This is a genomic window from Pseudomonas sp. R25(2017) (genome assembly GCF_002112565.1).
Classification (GTDB): Bacteria; Pseudomonadota; Gammaproteobacteria; order Pseudomonadales; family Pseudomonadaceae; genus Aquipseudomonas; species Aquipseudomonas ekonensis.
Genome location: NZ_NEHZ01000013.1, coordinates 123,510 through 146,908, shown reverse-complemented (window position 1 = coordinate 146,908; position 23,399 = coordinate 123,510). Strand labels below are relative to the sequence as shown.

At 65.6% G+C, this 23,399-nt stretch carries 19 protein-coding genes; 9 read left to right on the top strand and 10 right to left on the bottom strand.

What is annotated here, in order from left to right; genetic code table 11:
• Window positions 1-5: 5 nt before the first annotated feature.
• From CAG31_RS17985 to CAG31_RS17970, 4 genes are all read right to left on the bottom strand, one after another.
• Window positions 6-2,261, bottom strand: coding sequence for an Orn/Lys/Arg decarboxylase N-terminal domain-containing protein (locus CAG31_RS17985; protein WP_085583564.1), 2,256 nt, complete (start codon window positions 2,259-2,261; stop codon window positions 6-8).
• A gap of 142 nt (window positions 2,262-2,403) precedes the next feature.
• Window positions 2,404-3,147 (bottom strand): DNA polymerase III subunit epsilon, encoded by a 744-nt coding sequence (gene dnaQ, locus CAG31_RS17980; protein ID WP_085583562.1) that lies wholly within the window; start codon window positions 3,145-3,147, stop codon window positions 2,404-2,406.
• A gap of 191 nt (window positions 3,148-3,338) precedes the next feature.
• The gene (rnhA, locus tag CAG31_RS17975; protein WP_085583560.1) at window positions 3,339-3,791 is read right to left on the bottom strand and encodes a ribonuclease HI; all 453 of its coding nucleotides are present in this window, start codon (window positions 3,789-3,791) and stop codon (window positions 3,339-3,341) included.
• A gap of 91 nt (window positions 3,792-3,882) precedes the next feature.
• Entirely contained in the window at window positions 3,883-4,641 is a 759-nt protein-coding gene (locus CAG31_RS17970; protein ID WP_085583558.1) for a class I SAM-dependent methyltransferase, read from the bottom strand.
• A 65-nt stretch (window positions 4,642-4,706) separates the two neighbouring features.
• On the opposite strand from CAG31_RS17970, the gene gloB reads away from it, so the two are divergent.
• From gloB to fabI, 8 genes are all read left to right on the top strand, one after another.
• Entirely contained in the window at window positions 4,707-5,474 is a 768-nt protein-coding gene (gloB, locus tag CAG31_RS17965; RefSeq protein ID WP_085583622.1) for a hydroxyacylglutathione hydrolase, read from the top strand.
• A 99-nt stretch (window positions 5,475-5,573) separates the two neighbouring features.
• Window positions 5,574-7,040: a transglycosylase SLT domain-containing protein gene (locus CAG31_RS17960; protein WP_085583556.1), complete on the top strand. Its 1,467-nt coding sequence runs from the start codon at window positions 5,574-5,576 to the stop codon at window positions 7,038-7,040.
• A gap of 270 nt (window positions 7,041-7,310) precedes the next feature.
• Window positions 7,311-9,143, top strand: a complete 1,833-nt coding sequence (locus CAG31_RS17955; RefSeq protein ID WP_085583554.1) for an extracellular solute-binding protein — start codon at window positions 7,311-7,313, stop codon at window positions 9,141-9,143.
• On the top strand, window positions 9,140-10,981 hold the full coding sequence (locus CAG31_RS17950) for an extracellular solute-binding protein (protein ID WP_085583552.1): 1,842 nt from the start codon (window positions 9,140-9,142) through the stop codon (window positions 10,979-10,981). The genes CAG31_RS17955 and CAG31_RS17950 overlap by 4 nt, the downstream gene beginning before the upstream one ends.
• A gap of 4 nt (window positions 10,982-10,985) precedes the next feature.
• A complete protein-coding gene (locus CAG31_RS17945) occupies window positions 10,986-12,059 on the top strand; it encodes a microcin C ABC transporter permease YejB (protein WP_085583550.1) in 1,074 nt (357 codons plus the stop codon).
• 1 nt (window position 12,060) lies between these two features.
• Complete coding sequence (locus tag CAG31_RS17940) at window positions 12,061-13,080, top strand: ABC transporter permease (RefSeq protein ID WP_085583548.1); 1,020 nt, start codon at window positions 12,061-12,063, stop codon at window positions 13,078-13,080.
• A gap of 1 nt (window position 13,081) precedes the next feature.
• Entirely contained in the window at window positions 13,082-14,692 is a 1,611-nt protein-coding gene (locus tag CAG31_RS17935) for an ABC transporter ATP-binding protein (RefSeq protein ID WP_085583546.1), read from the top strand.
• Window positions 14,693-14,711: 19 nt separating this feature from the next.
• Window positions 14,712-15,506, top strand: a complete 795-nt coding sequence (gene fabI, locus CAG31_RS17930) for an enoyl-ACP reductase FabI (protein ID WP_085583544.1) — start codon at window positions 14,712-14,714, stop codon at window positions 15,504-15,506.
• A gap of 829 nt (window positions 15,507-16,335) precedes the next feature.
• Here fabI and CAG31_RS17925 read toward each other — a convergent pair.
• The 6 genes from CAG31_RS17925 to CAG31_RS17900 all read right to left on the bottom strand — a co-directional run bounded on the left by CAG31_RS17925 (window position 16,336) and on the right by CAG31_RS17900 (window position 22,312).
• On the bottom strand, window positions 16,336-17,301 hold the full coding sequence (locus CAG31_RS17925; RefSeq protein ID WP_085583542.1) for a diguanylate cyclase: 966 nt from the start codon (window positions 17,299-17,301) through the stop codon (window positions 16,336-16,338).
• A gap of 40 nt (window positions 17,302-17,341) precedes the next feature.
• Window positions 17,342-17,920, bottom strand: a complete 579-nt coding sequence (locus tag CAG31_RS17920) for a hypothetical protein (RefSeq protein WP_085583540.1) — start codon at window positions 17,918-17,920, stop codon at window positions 17,342-17,344.
• 1 nt (window position 17,921) lies between these two features.
• Window positions 17,922-20,084: a xanthine dehydrogenase family protein molybdopterin-binding subunit gene (locus tag CAG31_RS17915; RefSeq protein ID WP_085583538.1), complete on the bottom strand. Its 2,163-nt coding sequence runs from the start codon at window positions 20,082-20,084 to the stop codon at window positions 17,922-17,924.
• 22 nt (window positions 20,085-20,106) lie between these two features.
• Window positions 20,107-20,562, bottom strand: a complete 456-nt coding sequence (locus CAG31_RS17910; RefSeq protein ID WP_085583535.1) for a (2Fe-2S)-binding protein — start codon at window positions 20,560-20,562, stop codon at window positions 20,107-20,109.
• A gap of 137 nt (window positions 20,563-20,699) precedes the next feature.
• Window positions 20,700-21,383 carry a type 1 glutamine amidotransferase domain-containing protein gene (locus CAG31_RS17905; protein ID WP_085583620.1) on the bottom strand — a complete coding sequence of 228 codons (684 nt, stop codon included), beginning with the start codon at window positions 21,381-21,383 and terminating at the stop codon, window positions 20,700-20,702.
• A 5-nt stretch (window positions 21,384-21,388) separates the two neighbouring features.
• Complete coding sequence (locus CAG31_RS17900) at window positions 21,389-22,312, bottom strand: acetoacetate decarboxylase family protein (RefSeq protein ID WP_085583533.1); 924 nt, start codon at window positions 22,310-22,312, stop codon at window positions 21,389-21,391.
• 227 nt (window positions 22,313-22,539) lie between these two features.
• On the opposite strand from CAG31_RS17900, the gene CAG31_RS17895 reads away from it, so the two are divergent.
• Window positions 22,540-23,370 (top strand): alpha/beta fold hydrolase, encoded by an 831-nt coding sequence (locus tag CAG31_RS17895; RefSeq protein ID WP_085583531.1) that lies wholly within the window; start codon window positions 22,540-22,542, stop codon window positions 23,368-23,370.
• The last annotated feature ends 29 nt before the right edge of the window (window positions 23,371-23,399 follow it).

Here is a 23,399-nt window from a genome sequence, read left to right as displayed (position 1 = left end):
CGTCCTCATTCCTTGACGCAATCGACGGTGTACGACCGTCCGTTGCCATGGTCGTCATGTTGCAGTCCATGCACATCAGCCACGAAACCGGGGAAGCTTGCATCGAACGTGCGGGCAAACTTCAGGTATTCGATGATCGAACGGGTGGCCTCGGTGAAGCGCTCGCCCGGCATGATCAACGGGATGCCCGGCGGGTAAGGCACCAGCATCACCGCCGCCACCCGCCCTTCCAGCTCATCGATGGGCACGGCCTCGACCTCGCCGCGCACCAGTTGGTCGTAGGCGTGGGCCGGCTTCATGGCGATCTCCGGCAGCACGGTGTACATGCGCTTGAGGTGCCTGGCCGTGGCGTTGGTGCGGTAGCAGCCATGCAATTGATCGCACAGGTCGCGCAGGCCCATGCCGCGGTAGCGCACCGCATCTTCCTGGGCGACGCACGGCAGGCAGGTGGCGAGGCTGACGTTGGCGTCATAGCTGCGCTTGAACTCCAGCAGCTCGGTCAGCAACGTGCTCCACTTGCCCTTGGTGATGCCCATGGAAAACAGCACCAAGAACGAATACAGGCCGGTCTTCTCCACCACCAGACCGCGCTCCCACAGGAACCGGCTGACCACCGCCGCCGGAATGCCCCTTTCGCTCAAGGCGCCGCCGGCGTTCAGGCCGGGCATCACCAACGTCACCTTGATCGGGTCGAGCAGCACGTAATCGTCGCCGACCTCGCCGAACCCGTGCCAGTCGGCCTCGGGCTGCAGCAGCCAGTCCTCGGTCTTCACCCGGTCGGTACCCTCGACGCCCGGCGGTTGCCAGATCGAGAACCACCAGTCATCGGCCGCGATGTGCTGGCGCAGGTTGGCCAGCGCCCGGCGGAAACTCAAGGCCTCGTCGAAGGTTTCCTGCAGCAGCGAACGCCCGGCCGGCCCTTCCATCATCGCCGACGCCACATCCAGCGACGCGATGATGCTGTACTGCGGCGACGTCGAGATGTGCATCATGAACGCTTCGTTGAAACGGTCGCGGTCCAACTGCCGCGCCCCGCCGTCCTGGACATGGATCATCGACGCCTGGCTGAACGCCGCGAGCAGTTTATGGGTGGAATGGGTGGTGAACACCAGCGGACTGTCGGCGCTGCGGGAGGTGGCCATGCCATAGCGGCCGGCGAAGAACTCGTGAAACGCGGCGTACGCATACCAGGCCTCGTCGAAATGCAGCACCTGCACGCTGTTGCCCAGGCTTTGCTTGATCAGCTCGGCGTTGTAGCACAAGCCGTCGTAGGTGGAGTTGGTGACCACCGCCAGCTTGACCTTCGGCTCGCGCCCCTGGGTCAGCGGGCTGGCGTCGATCTTGGCCTGGATCGACTCGCGGCTGAACTCGCTCAGGGGAATGGGGCCGATGATCCCCAGGTCATTGCGCTCCGGGCACAGGTACAGCGGAATCGCACCGGTCATGATGATCGCGTGCAGCACCGACTTGTGGCAGTTGCGATCCACCAGCACCAGGTCATCGCGCCCGACCATCGAATGCCAGACGATCTTGTTGGCGGTCGAGGTGCCGTTGATCACGAAAAAGGTGTGGTCGGCGCCGAAGTTGCGCGCCGCCCGCGCTTCGGCTTCGGCCAGGGGACCGGTGTGGTCGAGCAGCGAACCGAGCTCGGGCACCGACACCGACAGGTCCGAGCGCAGGGTGTTTTCGCCGAAGAACTGATGGAACGCCTGCCCCACCGGGCTCTTGTGGTACGCCACGCCACCGCCGTGGCCGGGGGTGTGCCAGGAATAGTTGGAGTCGGCGGTGTGCTGCACCAGCGCCTTGAAGAACGGCGGCAGCAGCCCGTCCAGGTACTTGCGCGCCGCCCGCGCCACTTGCCGAGCCAGGAACGGCACGGTGTCTTCGAACAGGTAGAGAATGCCGCGCAACTGGTTGAGCTCGGCCATGGCGTCGGCCGGGGCGTTTTCCAGGGTCACCTGCTCGCCCAAGGCGAAGATCGGCAGCTCCGGCGCCCGCACCCGGGCCAGCCCGATCAGTTCGGCCATGTTGTGCAGCAAATGCGAGTTGGTGCTGGCGTCTTCGGCGGCGATCAGCATGCACGCCAAGCCATGATGGGTGGACGCCACCAGCCTGCCTTCGGTGTAGTCCGTGGCTGAAACGACCTTGAATCCTTCCTGCTCCAGCTCCCGGGCGATGCCCCGGATACGCTCGCCGGCAACCGTGTCGGCCTTGATGTCGCGGTGGACGATCAACACCGGAAACTTCAAATCTTTGTACATGGGGCCCAGAGTCCTGAGGCGGCAGCGCGCAGCGTGCCAATGTCCTCAGGGTAGAGGGTCAACGCCGTTGTTGCGAGGGTGGCCAGTTGGCTTCATGTCCGGGGAAGCGGTGCTTGCGCCGATCCGGTGACGAGGGACCGGATCAGGCCTGGGATTCGATCAGTTGCGTCCACAGCGCCGGTCCGCCGGCGGACTTGGCGATGATTTCCAGGCGCGCTGCGTGCTGCGCCAGTTCGTCTTCGCTGGCACGGATGATCCGGCCCGGTTGGCGGTCGGCCGGCAGGCGCCGGATCTCGGACGCGCGCCCGCTGCTTTCGCCGGAGCCGTCGGAGGCGTTGCCGGCCAGGGACAGGCTGGTCTGGCCGCCGGTCATGGTCAGGTAGACGTCGGCGAGGATCTCCGAGTCGAGCAACGCGCCGTGCAGCTCACGGCCGGAGTTGTCCACGCCATAACGCTTGCACAGCGCATCGAGGCTGTTGCGCTGGCCGGGGTGGCGCTCCCGCGCCATCATCAGGGTGTCGAGGATCGAGCAGTGACGGGTGATGTCGGCCCGGTCCTGCTGACCCAGCAAGGCGAATTCGTTGTTGATGAAGCCGACGTCGAACGCCGCGTTGTGGATGATCAGCTGCGCGCCGTTGATGAACTCGAAGAACTCGTCGGCCACTTCGGCGAAGCGGGGCTTGCCGACCAGAAACTCGTTGGTGATGCCGTGAACGCCGATCGCGCCCTCGTCGCTTTCCCGGTCCGGTTGCAGGTACACGTGAAAGTGCCGGCCCGTCAGGCGCCGACCCATCAGTTCGACGCAGCCGATCTCGATGATCCGGTGGCCGTCGGTCACCGGCATGCCGGTGGTTTCGGTATCGAGTACAACGGATCTGGTGGCCATCAGTGTTCAGCTCTCAACGGGTGCAATCGGACAAAGGCGGCGATGGTATCACGCTCGCCGCGGGGTTTCAGGTGGACCGCGTCGTGCCCGTCGCCGGCAGGCCGGCTCCCACATTGGATCTGCACAATGCATCAGTACCCTGTGGGAGCCAGCCTGCTGGCGATCGGCCGCATCACGGTGCACGGCCGGAATCAATCCTGCTTGTAGCCACGCACTTCGTCGACGCCACGGTTGGCCAATTGGTCGGCCCGTTCGTTACCGTGATGGCCGATGTGGCCGCGCACCCATTTCCAGGTGACCTTGTGGCGGTTGACCTGCTCGTCCAGCTGCTTCCACAGGTCGGCGTTCTTCACCGGCTCCTTCGCGGCGGTTTTCCAGCCGCGCTTCTTCCAGTTGGCCATCCACTCGTTGATGCCTTTCATCACGTATTGCGAGTCGGTCACCAGCAGCACTTCGCACGGGCGCTTGAGGGCTTCCAGGCCGCGGATCGCGCCGAGCAGCTCCATGCGGTTATTGGTGGTGTTGGCTTCGCCGCCCCACAGTTCCTTCTCGACGCCCTTGCACACCAGCAAGGCGCCCCAGCCGCCGGGGCCGGGGTTGCCCTTGCAGGCGCCGTCAGTGAACAGTTCTACGTTATCGGTCATGCCAGTCATCCAGAAATTGCCGTGCCTCGCCGGACAGCGGCCGACGATGGCCGAGGCCGGGACAGGCCCGGCCGGAATATAAAGAAGGTGTCTACGGTTCGATGCGGCGGCGGTTGACCTTGGCCATCGGCAGCGGGATCAGCTTGCCCATCGGTTCGCGGCGCTCCTGGCGCACCGGGCGCAGGCCGACCACGATCTTGCGCGCCACCAGCAGGTAGAAGCCGCCGCCGGCCAGTTGCCAGGCGCCGGCGCGGCGTTCCCAGCCGGCCAGGCGTGCCTGCCACGCGGACGACGCAAGCGGCGGACGATAGCACCCGAAGCGGCGTTTCTCCAGCGCGAAACCCAGCAGATTGAGCCAGTCGGCGACCCGCGAGGGCGAGATGCAGCGGGCCTTGCGCAGGCCGTCATGGGCGAACACATGGCGCAATCCCCAGGCGCTCCAGGGATTGATGCCGATGATCAGCAGGTGCCCGCCGGGCCGCACGCTGCTGGCCGCCTCGCGCAGCAGGCCGTGGGGCGACAGGCAGAAATCCAGCCCGTGCTGCATGACCACCACGTCGGCGGCATGCTCGCTCAACGGCCAGGCCTGTTCTTCGCAGACGATCTCCACCCCCGGCAACGGCGCGCCCAGACGCACATTGCGCTGCACCTGCGGCGCCGACGGCGGCGTTTCGGCAGACGGCCCGTAATGCACCAGGTAGCCGCCGAAGAAACGGCCCAGCTCGTCTTCGAGCATGCGCCGTTCCTCATCCAGCAGAAATTGTCCGAGGGGCCCGGACAGCCACTCCCGGGCCGAACTGATCAGGGCCAGCCAGTCAGGATCGGCCTGAGCGAACGCTTTATCGGTCATGTCGTTCTCCAAAGCGCCACGAAGCTCTAAGATGCGCCAATGTTACCCGTTTGGCGAATCCGAAGATGATACAGATCAGTGCCCTCCCCGCGTTCACCGACAACTACATCTGGTTGTTGCAGGATCATTCAACCCACCGCTGCGCGGTGGTCGATCCGGGGGATGCCGCGCCGGTGCAGGACTGGCTCGACGCCCATCCGGGCTGGGTGCTGGGCGACATCCTGATCACCCATCACCACCATGACCACGTCGGCGGCGTCGAGGCGCTGAAGGCGGCCACGGGCGCCACCGTCCACGGCCCGGCCAGCGAGAAGATCCCCGGCCGCGACATCGCGCTCAAGGACGGCGACAAGGCCCGCGTGCTGGGCTGGGACTTCGACGTCTACGCCGTGCCCGGCCACACCCTGGGCCACATCGCCTACTACCGCCATGGCCTGCTGTTCTGCGGCGACACCCTGTTCGCCGCCGGCTGCGGCCGCCTGTTCGAAGGCACGCCGCAGCAGATGCACCATTCCCTGAGCCGCCTGGCCGCGCTGCCGGAAGACACGCTGGTCTACTGCACCCACGAATACACGTTGAGCAACCTGAAGTTCGCCGCCGCGGTCGAACCGGCCAACCCGGACATCGCCGCCCGTCTGGAAAAAGTCCGCCAGCAGCGGGAAAACGGCGTGATGACCCTGCCCTCGACCTTGGCCCTGGAAAAGCTCACGAACCCCTTTCTGCGGACGGGTGAAACATTAGTTAAACAAAAAGTGGACGAACGGAGCGGCCCTCAAAACCGGGCGCCGAGTGAGGTTTTTGCGGCACTGCGGGCCTGGAAAGACACGTTTTGAGGCATTCCCCAAACGGTACAAAAGTTCTGAACGGTTGACCGTTGGGGGTGCGCTTTCTAGAATCGCCCGACATTTTTGCCCGGAACTTACTTCCAGCCAATGTCGTCATCCATACGCAAGTCCGTCAACTCAGACGCACTGACCCGCCTGGCGCAAGCCATCGCGGTGGCTGTGTCCGCCACCCTGGCGGGCTGCTCCAGCCATGCGCCGCAGACTGACGCGACCCACGCGCCGAACATCGCTGCCCGGGCCAAACAGAAGCCGATCTGGCTGAACGAGAAGCCCAGCCCGCAGGTGCCCCAGGACATCTGGGCGCGGATGCGCGAAGGCTTCCAGCTGCAAGAGGGCCTGGGGGTCAACCCGCGCATCGAGCAGCAACGCCTTTGGTTCGCCAGCAACCCGTCGTTCCTCGAGAACGCCGGCGAACGCGGCAGCCTCTACATCCATTACATTGTCGAGCGCCTCGAAGAGCGCAACATGCCGCTGGAACTGGCCCTGCTGCCGGTGATCGAAAGCGCCTACAACCCGATGGCCTATTCCCGGGCCGACGCGGTGGGCCTCTGGCAGTTCATCCCGTCCACCGGGCGCTCCTTCAACCTGCGCCAGACCCGCTTCTACGACGGCCGCCGGGACATCACCGCCTCCACCACCGCGGCAATGGACTACCTGACCCGCCTGCACGACATGTTCAACGGCGACTGGCTGCTGGCCCTCGCGGCCTACAATGCCGGCGAAGGCACGGTGAGCCGCGCCATCGAGCGCAACGAGCGCCTCGGCCTGCCGACCGACTACTGGAACCTGCCGCTGCCGGCCGAGACCCAGGCCTACGTGCCGAAGCTGCTGGCCCTGTCCCAGGTGGTCCTGGCGCCGGAAGCCTACGGCGTGAACCTCAACCCGATCGCCAACGAACCGTATTTCCAGGTCGTCGAGATCAACCAGCGCATGGATCTGTCCAAGGTCGCGGCGGTGGCCAACATCGACGAAGACGAGCTGTTCCAGCTCAACCCGGCGTTCAAGCAGCGCACCACCATCGACGGCCCGCAGCACCTGCTGGTGCCGACGTCCAAGGCGCAGCTGCTGACCGCCAGCCTGCAGACCATGCGGCCTGAAGAGCTGATCAGCCCGCGCTCGCTCAAACCGGTGTTCGAAGGGGCCGACCCTGCCGAAGTCGCACAGCTCAAGCGCGCCTACCGGGTCAAGCGCGGCGACAACCTCGCCTCCATCGCCAAGGCCAACAAGGTCGAGGTCAAGGACCTGCAGCGCTGGAACAAGCTGTCCGGCAAGAACCTCAAGGTCGGCCAGACCCTGGTGATGCGCGACACCACCAAACGCACCCCGGCCCGCAATGCCGGCGGCCGCATCAACACCGTGGTCGCGGCCAACAGCAAGGGCGGCGCCAAGGCCGACGCCCAGAAGCAGACCCAGTACAAGGTCAAGCAAGGCGACACCCTGTACGTGGTGGCCAAGCGCTTCAACGTCGAGATGCAGCACCTCAAGCGCTGGAATCCGGGCGCGGGCAAGGCCCTCAAGCCTGGGCAGATGCTCACGGTCTACCAGCCGCACTGACAGCCTGACCGATAAGCCCTGCAGCGTTACGCTTGCAGGGCTTTTTTGTGGGAACAACTGTCTTGATCGTGTTCGGCGGCGGCTCAACTGACGCTATCGCCAGCAGGCTGGCTCCCACAGTGATTGACGTTCGCACGGCGGATTCATGTTCATTGCCCAACCCTGTGGGGCCCGCACAATTAACGGCGCATTAAGCGCTGTCTTTTTCCTGTCCGGACAAGCTGTTACTGTACGGGCCACATAGCCCAAGCCGCCTGGACCGGATCCGACTTGAAGCGTCCCTTCCTCCTGTTCCTGATCAGCCTGGCCTTGAGCTCTCCCGCAAGCGCGACCATCACCGAAAGCCACGGTTACGCGCAGTTCGGCACGCTCAAGTACCCGGCCAGCTTCACCCACTTCGACTGGGTCAACCCGCAGGCGCCCAAGGGCGGCACGTTGCGGGTGATGGCGTTCGGCACCTTCGATACGCTCAACCCCTACACCTTCAAGGGCACCAGCCCGGTCACCACGCCGAATTTCCTGCAGTACGGTATCAACGAGCTGAACGAACCGCTGATGGTCGGCACCGGCCAGTACGCGCCCTCCGGGGACGAGCCGGCCTCCAGCTACGGCCTGATCGCGCAATCGGTGGAATACAGCGAAGACCGCAGTTGGGTGGTGTTCAACCTGCGTCCGCAGGCGCGCTTCCATGACGGCACGCCGATCACCGCCTACGACGTCGCTTTTTCCTACCGCCTGCTGCTCAAGGAAGGCCATCCGCTGTACCGCACCAGCCTTCAGGAGGTGTCGCGGGTCGACATCCTCAGCCCGCAGCGCATCCGCTTCGTGCTCAAGCGTTCGGGCAATCCCTTGCTGATCCTGCGCCTGGGCGAACTGCCGGTGCTGCCCCAGCATTACTGGAAAGGCCGCGACTTCAAGGCCACCACCTTCGAACCGCCGCTGGGCAGCGGCCCTTACCGCATCACCTCGGTGACGCCCGGGCGCCAGTTGGTCTTCGAACGGATCAAGGACTATTGGGGCAAGGACCTGCCGGTCAACCGCGGCAAGTACAACGTCGACCGCATGGAGGTCGAGTTCTACCGCGACAGCGACGTGGCCTTCGAAGCGTTCAAGGCCGACGAGTTCGACATCTACATCGAGCACCAGGCCAAGAACTGGGCCAACGGCTACAACTTCCCGGCCCTGCGCCGCGGCGAGGTGATCAAGGCGCAGATCCCGCACCGGATCCCGACCCAGAGCCAGGGCCTGTTCATGAACACCCGGCGTCCGGTCTTCGCCCAGATCAAGGTGCGCGAAGCCCTGGGCCTGATGTTCGATTTCGAATGGACCAACCGCGCCCTGTTCAGCGATGCCTACCGGCGCAGCGTCAGTTACTACCCCAACAGCGAATTCAGCGCCGAAGGCCTGCCGGTGGGCCATGAATGGCTGATGCTCAAGCCGTACAAGGATCAGCTCCCGGCCCGCCTGTTCACCGAACCCTTCAGCCTGCCGCAGACCGACGGCCGCGGCATCCCCCGGGACACCCTGCGCAAGGCCCTGGGGCTGCTGGCCGAAGCGGGCTGGACGCTCAACGGCCAGCGCCTGCAGAACGCCGTCGGGCAACCCTTGCGCTTCGAGATCCTGCTGGTCAACCCGAACCTGGAGCGGATCCTCCAGCCCTATGTCGAGAACCTCAACAGCATCGGCATCGACGCCCGGCTGCGCACCGTGGACCGCGCCCAGTACAAGCAACGCCTGGATCAGTTCGATTTCGACATGATTCTGATGACGCTCAACCAGACCCTGAGCCCTGGGCTTGAGCAATGGCAGTACTTCCACTCAAGCCAGGCCGCCGTCAAGGGCAGCAAGAACTACGCCGGCATCGCCGACCCCGTGGTCGACCACCTGCTCGAGCAATTGCTCGCCGCCCGCACCCGGGACGAGCAGGTGGCCGCCGGCAAGGCACTGGACCGCGTGCTGCTGTGGCAGCACTACAGCATTCCCAACTGGTACCTCAATTATCACCGCCTGGCCTACCGCAACCGGTTCGCCTTCGTCACCACGCCCCCCTACACCCTGGGCCTGAGCGCGTGGTGGCTGAAGTCTTCGGAGAAAGATCGATGAAACCCTTCCGCGCCCTGCTCCTGCAGGCCAGCGGCCTGCTGTTCGCCGGGCTGGCCTGCGCCGCCCCGCAGCACGCCGTGACCCTGTACAACGAGCCGCCCAAATACCCGGCCGACTTCAAGCAGTTCGACTACGTGAACCCCGACGCGCCCAAGGGCGGGATCTTCCGCCAGGCCGGGTTCGGCGGCTTCGACAGCCTCAACCCGTTCATCAGCAAAGGCGTGCCGGCGGACAACATCGGGCAGATCTACGACACCCTCACCCGCCACAGCCTGGACGAGCCCTTCACCGAATACGGCCTGATCGCCGGCAAGATCGAAAAGGCCCCGGACAACAGCTGGGTGCGCTTCTACCTGCGCCCGGAGGCGCGCTTCCACGACGGCCATCCGGTGCGCGCCGAGGACGTGGTGTTCAGCTTCCAGACCCTCACCAAGGACGGCTCGCCCCTGTACCGCGGCTACTACAATGACGTCGACGACGTCATCGCCGAAGACCCGCTCAAGGTGCTGTTCAAGTTCAAGCACACCAACAACCGCGAACTGCCGCTGATCCTCGGCCAGTTGCCGGTGCTGCCGAAACACTGGTGGGCCAGCCGCGACTTCAACAAGGGCAACCTGGAGATCCCGCTGGGCAGCGGCCCGTACCGTGTGGCTGAAGTGAAGGCCGGACGCTCCGTGCGCTACGAGCGGGTCAAGGACTACTGGGGCAAGGACCTGCCGGTCAACCGAGGCTTCTACAACTTCGACGTGATGACCACCGACTACTACCGCGACAACACCGTGGCGCTGGAAGCCCTCAAGGCCGGGCAGTTCGACTATTGGCTGGAGATGACCGCCAAGAACTGGGCCAATGCCTACAACGTCCCCGCCGTCACCGAGGGGCGGCTGATCAAGGAGCAGATCCCCAACGGCAACCCCACCGGCATGCAGGGTTTCGTCTACAACCTGCGCCGTCCGGTGTTCCACGACGTGCGGGTGCGTCAGGCCCTGAGCCTGCTGCTGGACTTCGAGTGGACCAACAAGCAATTGTTCAACAGCGCCTATGCGCGCACCCGCAGCTATTTCGAGAACTCGGAAATGGCCGCCACCGGCCTGCCGGACGCCGACCAACTGGCGATCCTCGACCCGTTCCGCAGCCAGTTGCCGGCCCAGGTGTTCAGCGAGGCATTCGAAAACCCCAAGACCGACGGCAGCGGCATGATCCGCCCGCAGCAGCGCGAGGCCTACCAGCTGCTGCAAGAGGCCGGCTGGAAGATCGTCGACGACAAGATGGTCGACGCCGACGGCAAACCGGTGGTCATCGAGTTCCTGCTGGCCCAGACCGATTTCGAGCGGGTGCTGCTGCCGTTCAAGCGCAACCTGAGCGACCTGGGCATCGACCTGGTGATCCGTCGCGTGGACGTCTCGCAGTACGTCAACCGCGTGCGTTCGCGGGACTTCGACATGATCGTCGGCAGCTTCCCGCAGTCCAACTCGCCGGGCAACGAGCAGCGCGAGTTCTGGATGAGCGCCGCCGCCGACAAGCCCAGCAGCCGCAACTCGATGGGCCTGAAGGATCCGGTGGTCGACCGGCTGGTGGAGCAACTGATCAACGCCGATTCGCGCAAGAGCCTGGTGGCCCACGCCCGGGCCCTCGACCGCGTGCTGCAATGGGGCTACTACGTGATCCCCAACTGGCACATCAAGACCTGGCGCGTGGCGTACTGGAACCACATCGGCCATCCGAAAGTCTCCCCCAAGTACGACATCGGCATTGATACCTGGTGGATCAAGCCCGACGCCAAACCGGCGATAGAAGTCCAGACCCAACTGCAGGCCGCCCCAGCGGACACGGAGTAATCAGATGCTGGCGTACATTTTTCGGCGACTGCTGCTGATCATCCCGACCCTGTTCGGCATCCTGCTGATCAACTTCGTGATCATCCAGGCCGCCCCCGGCGGGCCGGTGGAGCAGATGATCGCCAAGCTCGAAGGCTTCGAAGGCGCCACCAGCCGCATCGCCGGCGGCGGCGCCGAGGTGTCGGTGGCCGGTTCGTCCTACCGCGGCGCCCAGGGCCTGGATCCGGCGCTGATCAAGGAAATCGAGCACATGTACGGGTTCGACAAGTCGGCCCCGGAACGCCTGTGGATCATGGTCAAGAACTACGCCCGGCTGGATTTCGGCGACAGCTTCTTCCGCGACGCCAAGGTGATCGACCTGATCAAGGAAAAGATGCCGGTGTCGATCTCTCTGGGCCTGTGGAGCACGCTGATCATGTACCTGGTGTCGATCCCGCTGGGGATCGCCAAGGCCACCCGGCACGGCAGCCACTTCGACGTCTGGACCAGCTCGGCGATCATCGTCGGCTACGCGATCCCGGCGTTCCTGTTCGCGATCCTGCTGATCGTGGTGTTCGCCGGCGGCAGTTACCTGGACTGGTTCCCGCTGCGGGGCCTGACTTCGAACAACTTCGACGAACTGAGCCTGGGCGGCAAGGTCCTCGACTACTTCTGGCACCTGGCGCTGCCGGTGACCGCCCTGGTGATCGGCAACTTCGCGACCATGACCCTGCTGACCAAGAACAGCTTCCTCGACGAGATCAACAAGCAGTACGTGGTCACCGCCAAGGCCAAGGGCCTGACCCGCCGCCGCGTGCTGTACGGCCATGTGTTCCGCAACGCGATGCTGCTGGTGATCGCCGGGTTCCCGTCGGCGTTCATCGGCATCTTCTTCACCGGTTCCCTGCTGGTGGAAGTGATCTTCTCCCTCGACGGCCTCGGCCTGATGAGTTTCGAGGCGGCGATCAACCGCGACTACCCGGTGGTGTTCGGCACCCTGTTCATCTTCACCCTGCTGGGGCTGGTGGTGAAACTGATCGGCGACCTCACCTACACCCTGGTCGATCCGCGCATCGACTTCGAAAGCCGGGAGCATTGAGATGAACCTGTCCCCTCTCAACCGCCGCCGCTTCGAACTGTTCAAGGCCAACAAGCGCGGCTGGTGGTCGCTGTGGCTGTTCCTGATCCTGTTCGGCTTGAGCCTTGGCGCCGAACTGATCGCCAACGACAAGCCGCTGGCGATCCACTACGACGACCAATGGTATTTCCCGGCGCTCAAGCGCTACCCGGAAACCGCGTTCGGCGGCGAATTCCCGCTGGAGGCCAACTACAAGAGCCCGTACATCCGCGAACTGCTCCAGAGCAAGGACGCCTGGGTGCTGTGGGCGCCGATTCCGTTCAGCTACCAGAGCATCAACTACGACCTGAAGGTCCCCGCCCCCGCCCCGCCCTCGGCGGTCAACCTGCTGGGCACCGACGATCAGGGCCGCGACGTGCTGGCGCGGGTGATCTATGGCTTTCGCATCTCGGTGCTGTTCGCCCTCACCCTGACGGTGCTCAGTTCGCTGATCGGCGTGATCGCCGGCGCACTGCAAGGCTTCTACGGCGGCTGGGTCGACCTGGCCGGCCAGCGCTTCCTGGAGATCTGGTCGGGGCTGCCGGTGCTGTACCTGCTGATCATCCTGGCCAGTTTCGTGCAGCCGAACTTCTGGTGGCTGCTGGGGATCATGCTGCTGTTCTCCTGGATGAGCCTGGTGGACGTGGTGCGCGCCGAATTCCTGCGCGGGCGCAACCTCGAATACGTGCGGGCGGCCCGGGCGCTGGGGATGCGCAACGGCGCGATCATGTTCCGCCACATCCTGCCCAACGCCATGGTCTCGACCATGACTTTCATGCCGTTCATCCTGACCGGCGCCATCGGCACCCTCACGGCCCTGGACTTCCTCGGCTTCGGTTTGCCGGCGGGCAGCCCGTCGCTGGGCGAGCTGGTGGCCCAGGGCAAATCCAACCTGCAGGCGCCGTGGCTGGGGATGAGCGCGTTCGCCGTGCTGGCCCTGATGCTGAGCCTTCTGGTGTTCATCGGCGAATCCGCCCGCGACGCCTTCGACCCGAGGAAGTGAAATGAATCAGGACAATCTGATCGAAGTGCGCGACCTCGCCGTCGAGTTCGGCCTGGGCGACCGCATCCAGCGGGTGGTGGAGGGCGTGAGCTTCGACATCAAGCGCGGCGAGACCCTGGCCCTGGTCGGCGAAAGCGGCTCCGGCAAGTCGGTGACGGCGCACTCGATCCTGCGCCTGCTGCCCTACCCGCTCGCCCGCCATCCCGCCGGCAGCATCAACTACGCCGGGCAGAACCTGCTGGACCTGAAGGAAAAGACCATCCGCCACATCCGCGGCAACCGCATCGCGATGATCTTCCAGGAGCCGATGACCTCGCTCAACCCGCTGCACTCCATCGAGAAGCAGATCAACGAGGTGCTGGGCATCCACAAGGGCCTGACCGGCAAGGTCGCCACCCGGCGCACCCTGGAGCTGCTGGAGATGGTCGGCATCCCCGAACCCGCCAAGCGGCTCAAGGCCCTGCCCCACGAACTCTCCGGCGGCCAGCGCCAGCGGGTGATGATCGCCATGGCCCTGGCCAACGAGCCGGAGCTGCTGATCGCCGATGAGCCGACCACCGCGCTGGACGTGACCGTGCAGCTGAAAATCCTCGATCTGCTCAAGGAACTGCAGGCCCGGCTGGGCATGGCGCTGCTGCTGATCAGCCACGATTTGAACCTGGTGCGAAGAATTGCGCACCGCGTATGTGTCATGCAGCGCGGTTGCATCGTCGAACAGGCATCGTGCGCCGAGTTGTTCCGTTCTCCGCAGCATCCGTACACTCGGGAGCTGCTGGCGGCGGAGCCCAGCGGAGGCCCGGCGGGCAACAAGGCCGGGGCGCCGCTGCTGGAGGTCGAGGATCTGAAGGTCTGGTTCCCGATCAAGAAAGGCCTGTTCAAGCGCACGGTGGACCACGTCAAGGCCGTGGACGGCATCCGCTTCAGCCTGCCTCAGGGGCAGACGTTGGGGATCGTGGGCGAAAGCGGTTCCGGCAAGTCGACGCTGGGTCTGGCGATCCTGCGGCTGATCGGCAGCCGCGGCGGCATCCGTTTCGAGGGCAAGCAGCTAGACTGCCTGACGCAGAACGAAGTCCGCCCGCTGCGCCGGGAGATGCAGGTGGTGTTCCAGGATCCGTTCGGCAGCCTGAGCCCGCGCATGTGCGTGAGCCAGATCGTCGGCGAAGGCCTGCGGATCCACGGGATCGGCACCGAAGCGGAGCAAGAGGCGGCGATCATCGCCGCGTTGAAGGAGGTAGGCCTGGATCCGGAGACCCGGCACCGCTACCCCCATGAATTTTCCGGTGGGCAACGGCAGCGTATCGCCATTGCCCGGGCCCTGGTGCTCAAGCCGGCGCTGATCCTGCTGGACGAGCCCACTTCGGCGCTCGACCGGACGGTGCAGCGGCAAGTGGTGGAGCTGTTGCGTTCACTGCAAGCCAAGTACAACCTGACGTATTTGTTCATCAGCCATGACCTGGCTGTCGTCAAAGCGCTGAGCCACCAGCTGATGGTGGTCAAGCATGGCCAAGTGGTCGAACAGGGGGACGCGCAAGACATCTTTGCCGCCCCCCGACATCCGTATACACAGCAGTTGCTGGAAGCCGCTTTTTTGGCGCCAGCCTCTGCGCAATAACCTGAAAGAGGAGCAACACATGGGTTTTCTCGCCGGTAAGCGCGTACTGATCGTCGGTGTCGCCAGCAAGCTGTCCATCGCATCCGGCATCGCTGCCGCCATGCATCGCGAGGGCGCTGAGCTTGCCTTCACTTATCAGAACGACAAATTGAAAGGTCGTGTCGAAGAGTTCGCCGCAGGCTGGGGTTCGAGCGCGGATCTGTGCTTCCCTTGTGACGTGGCCAGCGACGAAGAGATCGCCAAGGTCTTCGAGGAGCTGAGCAAGAAGTGGGACGGCCTGGACTGCATCGTGCACTCCGTCGGCTTCGCCCCGGGCGACCAACTGGACGGCGACTTCACCGAAGCCACCACCCGCGAAGGTTTCCGCATCGCCCACGACATCAGCGCCTACAGCTTCGTGGCCCTGGCCAAGGCCGGCCGCGAGATGATGAAAGGCCGCAACGGCAGCCTGCTGACCCTGTCCTACCTGGGCGCCGAGCGCACCATGCCGAACTACAACGTGATGGGCATGGCCAAGGCTTCGCTGGAAGCCGGCGTGCGTTACCTGGCCGGCTCCCTGGGCCCGGACGGCACCCGCGTCAACTGCGTATCGGCCGGCCCGATCCGCACCCTGGCCGCTTCCGGCATCAAGAACTTCCGCAAGATGCTGGCCGCCAACGAAGCGCAGACCCCGCTGCGCCGCAACGTCACCATCGAAGAAGTCGGCAACGCCGGCGCCTTCCTGTGCTCCGACCTGGCGTCGGGCATCAGCGGTGAAATCATGTACGTGGACGGCGGCTTCAACACCACCGCCATGGGCAACATCGAAGAGTGATCTTCGGTTAGCCGACGAAAAACCCGCCATCCGGCGGGTTTTTTGTGCCTGCGGATCCTGCATTCCCCGGGGTCACCGTGGGAATGCAGGATCCGCATGCGATGGCGGCGTGTCAGGCATGAAGGTTTCAACTGTCCCGGCCTCATCGCCAGCAGGCTGGCTCCCACAGTGGATCCCACCTGCCCGCAGGATCTCTGCACACCGCTGAACCCTATGGGAGCTTGCCTGCAAGCGATGAGGCCAGCACTGCCGACATCTCTGCTGCCTGACCCACCGCCATCGCGGGCAAGCCCGCTCCCACAGGAACCGCAGGTGTCTGCAGAATCGGCAAACATCACCGAAACCTGTGGGAGCTGGCTTGCCAGCGATGAGGCCAGCACTGCCGGCATCTCTGCTGCCTGACCCACCGCCATCGCGGGCAAGCCCGCTCCCACAGGAACCGCAGGTGTCTGCAAGATGGGTTGCACACCACCGAACCCTGTGGGAGCCAGCCTGCTGGCGATGGGGCCGGCACTGCTGACATCTCTGTTGCCTGACCCACCGCCATCGCGAGCAAGCCCGCTCCCACAGGAACCGCAGGTGTCTGCAGAATCGGCAAACATCACCGAAACCTGTGGGAGCTGGCTTGCCAGCGATGAGGCCAGCACTGCCGGCATCTCTGCTGCCTGACCCACCGCCATCGCGGGCAAGCCCGCTCCCACAGGAACCGCAGGTGTCTGCAAGATGGGTTGCACACCACCGAACCCTGTGGGAGCCAGCCTGCTGGCGATGGGGCCGGCACTGCTGACATCTCTGTTGCCTGACCCACCGCCATCGCGAGCCCCTGCGGTCAGCGGCGCTTCAGCGCCTGTTTGTGCGCATACATCGCCCCGTCGGCGTCGGCCAGCAGCCGATCCACCGTGTCGTGCCGCTGCGGGTCATATTCGATCTGGCCGACGCTGAAGCGGATGTCGTAGCCGCGTTGCAGGATGGCGTTGCGCTCGTCGAGGATGTCCTTGAGCCGGGCCATGATCGACGTGGTCTCGACATGGCTGGAGCCGGTCAGCAGCGCCACGAACTCGTCGCCGCCGAGCCGGCCCACCACGTCGCTCTCCCGGAAGGCGATGCGCAGCACGTCGGCGAAAGTCTTGAGGGCGCTGTCGCCCTCGGCGTGGCCGAACAGGTCGTTGATCTGCTTGAAGTCGTTGAGGTCGAAGAACAGCAGCGTCGCCGGTTTGCCGAGCCGGACGCAGGCGTCCAGGCCATGCTGCGCCAAGGCCTTGAAGCCCCGGCGGTTGGACAGCAGCGTCAGCTCGTCCAGGGTCGCCATCTGCACCGCCATCAGCTCCTGCTCGGCCATCCGGGCGAGATCGCGCAGCAGTTCGCGCTCTTCGTCGTCGAGCCGGCGGGGTTTGGTGTCGATCAGGCACAGCGTGCCCAGCTTGCTGCCGTCACCGACCGTCAGCGGGCAACCGGCATAGAAGCGGATGCCGGGATTGCCGGTGACCAGCGGGTTGTCGTGGAAGCGCTCGTCCTGCGCCGCATCGTCGACCTGCAGGATCTGATCGCCCAGGATCGCATGGCCGCAGAACGACACGTCACGCCCGGTCTCCGTGGCGTCGAGCCCCACGCACGACTTGAACCACTGGCGCTCGGCATCCACCAAGCTGACCAGCGCGATCGGCACGTTGAACACCCGCCGCGCCAGGCGGGTGAGGCGGTCAAAGCGTTCCTCAGGCAAGGTGTCGAGGACATTGAGCCCGTGCAGCGTCGCTACGCGGGCCTGCTCATTGACGGGTTTTCCGGGGGGCAACATCGCTCACTCCATTGAGGGGTCTGCCCCTGAGCGTAGACCATCAGCCGCCCGTCACCGGACACGGCCCGCCGGCACCGGCCCACAGCTTGAACTGTTCGACGAAAATATCGTGCGGCACCGGCACGGGTTGGCGCCCGGCGCCGGGGTTCCAGCCCCAGAGCACCAGCTTGTCTTCGCTGACATGCTTGATCAGCGCCGCGAAGTCGCGGTCGCCGTTGCTGGCGCGGTCCTTGATCATGGCGCACAGCCTGTCCGGCGGCAGGCCGATCCAGGCCATCTTGTGCGCGGCCGGCGGCAGGCTCCAGTGCGGCGCCCCCGGGGGCGCATGGGGGCCGTAGCTGGCCGGCGGATTGCTTTCGGCGTGGCAGGTGGCGCAGGGCAGCCCGGCGGCGCCCTTGCCGTCCAGCCCGCGCACCACGTTCATCGCATGGGGCGTGCCGGCGTCGAACTGCAACGGCGAATCGCCGGGAATGTGGCAGTTCTGGCAGCGCGGGCTCTGGAACACCTTCTGCACCGTGCCGAACGCCTTCAAGGCTTCCTGATCGTCGGCGAACAGATCCGAGGCGTAGCCGCCCAGACCGATCAGAATCACCGTGCCCAACAGCAGATGGCGTCTCATCTCACACCCCCGACAGTTGCAGCGGCAGTTCCCGCAGGCGTTGCCCGGTCAGGGCGTACAGCGCGTTGGCCACCGCCGGCGCGGTGGGCGGCACCCCTGCCTCGCCGATGCCGCCGGGCTTGTCGGTGCTGGGCACGATGTGCACCTCGACCGTCGGCATCTCGTTCAGGCGCAGTACCTGATAGTCGTGATAGTTGGACTGCACCACCCGCCCGTCCTTGACGGTCAGTTTGCTGTGCAGCGCCATGCCCAGGCCGAAGGTGATGCACGACTCCATCTGCGCGGCGATGCTCTGCGGGTTGACCGCAATCCCGCAGTCCACCGCGCACACCACCCGGTGCACGCGGATCGCCAGGTTGTCCTGGGACACCTCGGCCACCTGCGCCACGTAACTGCCGAACGACTCGTGCACCGCCACCCCGAGGGCGTGGCCGTCGGGCAGCGGCGCCTTCCAGCCTGCCTTCTCCACCGCCAGGTTGAGCACCCCGAGGTGGCGCGGATGGGCCTTGAGCAAGGTGCGCCGGTACTCCACCGGATCCTTGCCCGCCGCTGCGGCCAGCTCGTCGATCAGCGACTCCATGACGAACGCGGTGTGGGTGTGCCCCACCGAGCGCAGCCACAGCACGTTGATGCCGGTCTGCGGCGAATGCAGTTCGACCTGCCGGTGCGCCAGTTCCTTGAGGTAAGGGCTGTCGGCCACGCCTTCGACCGAGGTCGGGTCGATGCCGTTCTTGACCATGGTCGCTTCCAGCAAGGTGCCGGTCATGATCGACTGCCCGACCAGCACATGCTGCCAGGCCTGCGGCAGGCCGTCGGCGCCGAGCCCGACCCGGGCCTGGTGCAGGAACATCGAGCGGTAGTAGCCGCCGCGGATGTCGTCCTCCCGCGACCACACGGTCTTCACCGGCATGGCCGCCGCCTTCGCCACCTGCACCGCTTCGGCGACGAAGTCAGACGTCGGGTTGGCCCGCCGGCCGAAGCCGCCGCCGAGGAACTCGGTGTGGATCTCGACCTGCTCAGGCTTCAGCCCGGTGATCTTGCCGGCGATCATCTGATCCAAAGTCTGGAACTGGGTGCCGGTCCAGATCTCGCACTTGTCGGCGCTGATCTTCACCGTGCAGTTGAGCGGCTCCATCGGCGCGTGGGCCAGGTACGGCACGCTGTATTCGACCTCGATCTTCTTCGCGGCCTTGGCGAAGTTGCCCTTGGCGTCCCCGGCCTGGCTGGCGGAGGTGCCCGGGGTGGCCGCCAGTTTGCGGAAGCTGTCCAGCAGCTTCTCGCTGCTCAGGTCCGCGTGGGGGCCCGGATCCCAATCGACCTTCAGCGCATCTCGGCCCAACTTGGCCGCCCAGTAGTGCTCGGCGATCACCGCCACCCCGCTGGGCACCTGCACCACCTTGTGCACGCCGGGCACCGCCAGCGCCTCGGCGCCTTCGAAGGATTTGACGGTGGCGCCGAACACCGGCGCCCGGGCGACCATCGCGGTCATCAGCCCGCCGAACTGCACGTCCATGCCGAACTTGGCGCGGCCGGTGATTTTCTCCGGGGTGTCGAGGCGCTTGGTGGGTTTGCCGATGACTTTCCAGTCCTTGGCCTGCTTGAACACGATGGTTTTCGGATCCGGCGCCGGCAGTTGTCCGGCGGCGTCCGCCAGTTCGCCGTAGGTGGCGCGCTGGTCGCCGGCGATCACCACGCCGGACTCGGTGCGAATCGCCGAAGGCGCCACCCCGAAGCGCTTGGCCGCCGCCTCGACCAGCATCTGCCGCGCCGTGGCCCCGGCCAGGCGGTAGCGGTCGAACTCCATCCAGGTCGAGGTCGAACCGCCGGTGATCTGCATCCCGCCGAAGGCCGGCATGCCGTAGTCGGCCGCCGACGCCGGCGAATGCTCGACGCGGATCTTCGACCAGTCGGCGTCCAGCTCTTCGGCGATCAGCATGGTCAGGCCGGTCCAGATGCCCTGGCCCATTTCCGAATGGCCCAGCAGCACGGTGACGCTGTCGTCGGCGCCGATGCGCAGGAAAGCGTTGGGCGCAAACACCTTGCCTTCATTGTCCGCCGCCCTGGCGAAACGATGCCCGCCGGGCACATTGAACGCCACCACCAGCCCGCCGCCCAGCACGGCGCTGCCCTTGAGAAATCCCCGACGGGATACGGAACCGTTCATCGCTCGCCTCCTTTGGCCGGACTCATCCGATGTCGGCCGCGCGTTTGACCGCCGCGCGGATTCTCGGATAGGTGCCGCAGCGGCAGATGTTGCCGGAGAGCGCCTGGTCGATGTCGCTGTCGGTGGGCTTGGGGATCTTCGCCAGCAGCGCGGCGGCGGACATGATCTGCCCGGACTGGCAGTAGCCGCACTGCACCACGTCCAGCTCGGCCCAGGCCCGCTGCACCGGGTGCGAGCCGTCGCTGGACAGGCCTTCGATGGTGAGGATTTTCTGGCCATGGGCCACGGCGGTGGCCGGCGTGATGCACGAGCGCATCGGCGCGCCGTCGACGTGGACGGTGCAAGCGCCGCACTGGGCCATGCCGCAGCCGAATTTGGTGCCGGTCAGGTGCGCGACGTCGCGCAGGACCCAGAGCAACGGCATGTCCGCCGGGACATCGAGCTCCTGATCCTTGCCGTTGATGTTCAAGGTCAGCATCGGGGACTTCCTCAGACTCACGGTGTTCTGAAGGGGGCGTCGCTGCGGCGGTCGATGCCTGCGCGCGCCTCGGTTATCCCTTTGAGCTAAGCGCAATTTGCCCCGACGGCCAGCCGCCGCGACCGCCGGTCATCCGTTCACAGCATCGCCGCCACCTGCTGCGCCGTGGCTTTGGCCGACTGAGGATTCTGCCCGGTCACCAGCCGGCCGTCGGTGACGACCTTGGAAGTGAACGGCAGCAGCGCCTTTTCGTAGCGCGCGCCGCGTGCCTTCATCTGCTGTTCCGAGTTGTACGGCACCTTGCCCGCAACGCCGGCCAGCACTTCCTCGAACCATGAATAACCGGTGACCTTACGCCCGGCCACCAGCAGGCTGCCGTCCGACAGCCGCGTGTTGAGCAGCCCGCAATAGCCGTGACAGACCGACGAGACGATGCCGCCCCGCTCGTAGATCTCCCGGGTCAGCCGCTGCAGGCCGGCGTCCTCGGGAAAGTCCCACATCACCGCGTGCCCGCCGGTGAAATAGATCGCATCGAATTCGGCCGTGTCGACCTGGTCAGGGCTGGCGGTTTCGGCCAGCAGCGCCATGCTCGCCGGATCGTTGAGCCAGGCGCTGGCCGAACGGTCGAGCATCGGCCACTTCAGGGCGCGCGGCTCCAGGGGGCTGGCGCCGCCGAGCGGGCTGACCAGCCGCTGCTCGAAGCCCTTGGCGGCGAACACCTGCCAGGCGTGGGTCAGCTCACCCAGCCAAAGCCCGGTCGGCTCGGACGGGTCGGCATAGTGGGCGACGTTGGTGACGACATGGAGGATCCGGCGGGTCATTTCGATCACTCGCTCCGGTGGGTGGCGGTCTGGCCGAACGCGTTCAGCGGCACCGGCAGGTTCAGCACGATCTGCGCATCCTTGATCACGTCCAGGCGCAGGATCCGCGAAGCCCCCAGGCCGTCGAGCAACTGGCTCAGCGGGCCGCCGGTGCGCTCCAGCCGCACGTTTCGGGGGAACAGGCGTTGGGCAAAGGATAGTGTGTTGCTCTGCACCACGCTCTGGTGCCACAGGCCATCGACCTGATGGATCATGGTGGCGGTGCCCATGCGCGACTGGGGCTGCACGTGGCTCAGCGGCGGCAGCGGCACCTTGAGCTGCAGGTCCGGCAAGCCCTTGGGCCCGGCGATGCGGGCGCTGACCTCGGCGCCGATGTTCACTTCGATGTCGGCACGCCACTTGGGCAGCTGATAGCCGTGAACACCGCGCACACGGGCGATCTCGGTGTTCACCGGAAGCGCCAGCACATGGGCGGTGAAACTGCGCCGGCGCATGGCGTCCATCAGTTCCAGCGCGTGGGAGCCACGGGCCCCGGGACGGCGCACGACGACCGCCACCGACACTTCGTCATAGGGGTCGTTGTCGCACACCGAATAGGTGAAGAACGTCAGCGCCACCAGCCCGTAGCCGGGAAAGGCCCGCAGCGGTTCGAGCGGCGCCGGCAAGGTGGCGCGCAACCGGTCCAGGGGCGCCAGGAACAGCAGCTGGACGCTGCCGGTGCGGTAATAGAAGTTCGGCGCCCAGGTCGGTCCGACGCGGGAGGCCACCTGCTGCTTGGGAATGCGCCGGAAGAAGTCGATGTTGCCGGCCGCCTTGTCCCGGGCCACCTGATCGAGGTCGGGGTTCATCCGGAAGCGGTCGTAGTAGCCGCCCTCCAGCACCTCGACCGTGTGCGGCCCGAATTCGACCTCTGTAAAGCGCTTGCTCATGTTGGCTGACCTTTCTCGGTGAGTGGCCCGGCAGAGAGCCGGTGCGCCTCACTCTAAGATTCAACCGAACTTTAAGGTCAAGCCGATGGCGCCTGTCGTCCGTCATTCACGGGACTGATCGGCGAGGGGCCGCGACCGTTCGTAAATTCCTTGACCTTAAAGCCCGCTTCAATCCTAGAGTTGATAACGCTTGTCAACAAACCACCCTGTTTTGAGGAGTCGCGAACATGGGCTATGTCACCACGAAAGACGGCGTCGAGATCTTCTACAAGGACTGGGGCCCCAAGGATGCCCCGGTGATCCACTTCCACCACGGCTGGCCGCTGAGCGCCGACGACTGGGACGCGCAGATGCTGTTCTTCCTCGCCCAAGGCTTTCGGGTGGTGGCCCACGACCGCCGCGGCCACGGGCGGTCGAGCCAGGTCTGGGACGGCCATGACATGGACCACTACGCCGACGACGTGGCGGCGGTGGTCAACCATCTGGGCACGCAGAAGGCCGTGCACGTCGGCCACTCCACCGGCGGCGGAGAGGTCATCCACTACATCGCGCGGCACGGCGAGGATCGGGTGGCCAAGGCCGCGATCATCAGCGCGGTGCCGCCGCTGATGGTCAAGACCGCCGCCAACCCCGGCGGCCTGCCCAAATCGGTGTTCGACGACCTGCAGGCGCAGCTCGCGGCCAACCGTTCGCAGTTCTACCACGACGTGCCCGCCGGGCCGTTCTACGGCTACAACCGGCCCGGCGCCAAGCCGCTGGAGGCGGTGGTGCTGAACTGGTGGCGCCAGGGCATGATGGGCGGCGCCAAGGCCCATTACGACGGCATTGTGGCCTTCTCCCAGACCGACTTCACCGAAGACCTCAAGCGCGTGACGATCCCGGTGCTGGTGATGCACGGCGACGATGACCAGATCGTGCCCTACGAGAACTCGGGCGTGCTGTCGGCGAAATTGCTGAAGAACAGCACCCTGAAGATCTATCCGGGCTTCCCCCACGGGATGCCGACGACCCACGCCGAGACGATCAACGCCGACCTGCTGGCGTTCATCCGCAGTTGACGCAACGGCGGCCGGGGCCGGACGGCCCC

Bases quoted from the DNA above. Each gene is read 5' to 3' on its own strand.
- CAG31_RS17985 (WP_085583564.1), bottom strand. From the start codon at position 2,261: ATGTACAAAGATTTGAAGTTTCCGGTGTTGATCGTCCACCGCGACATC.
- dnaQ (WP_085583562.1), bottom strand. From the start codon at position 3,147: ATGGCCACCAGATCCGTTGTACTCGATACCGAAACCACCGGCATGCCG.
- rnhA (WP_085583560.1), bottom strand. From the start codon at position 3,791: ATGACCGATAACGTAGAACTGTTCACTGACGGCGCCTGCAAGGGCAAC.
- CAG31_RS17970 (WP_085583558.1), bottom strand. From the start codon at position 4,641: ATGACCGATAAAGCGTTCGCTCAGGCCGATCCTGACTGGCTGGCCCTG.
- gloB (WP_085583622.1), top strand. From the start codon at position 4,707: ATGATACAGATCAGTGCCCTCCCCGCGTTCACCGACAACTACATCTGG.
- CAG31_RS17960 (WP_085583556.1), top strand. From the start codon at position 5,574: ATGTCGTCATCCATACGCAAGTCCGTCAACTCAGACGCACTGACCCGC.
- CAG31_RS17950 (WP_085583552.1), top strand. From the start codon at position 9,140: ATGAAACCCTTCCGCGCCCTGCTCCTGCAGGCCAGCGGCCTGCTGTTC.
- CAG31_RS17945 (WP_085583550.1), top strand. From the start codon at position 10,986: ATGCTGGCGTACATTTTTCGGCGACTGCTGCTGATCATCCCGACCCTG.
- CAG31_RS17940 (WP_085583548.1), top strand. From the start codon at position 12,061: ATGAACCTGTCCCCTCTCAACCGCCGCCGCTTCGAACTGTTCAAGGCC.
- CAG31_RS17935 (WP_085583546.1), top strand. From the start codon at position 13,082: ATGAATCAGGACAATCTGATCGAAGTGCGCGACCTCGCCGTCGAGTTC.
- fabI (WP_085583544.1), top strand. From the start codon at position 14,712: ATGGGTTTTCTCGCCGGTAAGCGCGTACTGATCGTCGGTGTCGCCAGC.
- CAG31_RS17925 (WP_085583542.1), bottom strand. From the start codon at position 17,301: ATGTTGCCCCCCGGAAAACCCGTCAATGAGCAGGCCCGCGTAGCGACG.
- CAG31_RS17920 (WP_085583540.1), bottom strand. From the start codon at position 17,920: ATGAGACGCCATCTGCTGTTGGGCACGGTGATTCTGATCGGTCTGGGC.
- CAG31_RS17915 (WP_085583538.1), bottom strand. From the start codon at position 20,084: ATGAACGGTTCCGTATCCCGTCGGGGATTTCTCAAGGGCAGCGCCGTG.
- CAG31_RS17910 (WP_085583535.1), bottom strand. From the start codon at position 20,562: ATGCTGACCTTGAACATCAACGGCAAGGATCAGGAGCTCGATGTCCCG.
- CAG31_RS17905 (WP_085583620.1), bottom strand. From the start codon at position 21,383: ATGACCCGCCGGATCCTCCATGTCGTCACCAACGTCGCCCACTATGCC.
- CAG31_RS17900 (WP_085583533.1), bottom strand. From the start codon at position 22,312: ATGAGCAAGCGCTTTACAGAGGTCGAATTCGGGCCGCACACGGTCGAG.
- CAG31_RS17895 (WP_085583531.1), top strand. From the start codon at position 22,540: ATGGGCTATGTCACCACGAAAGACGGCGTCGAGATCTTCTACAAGGAC.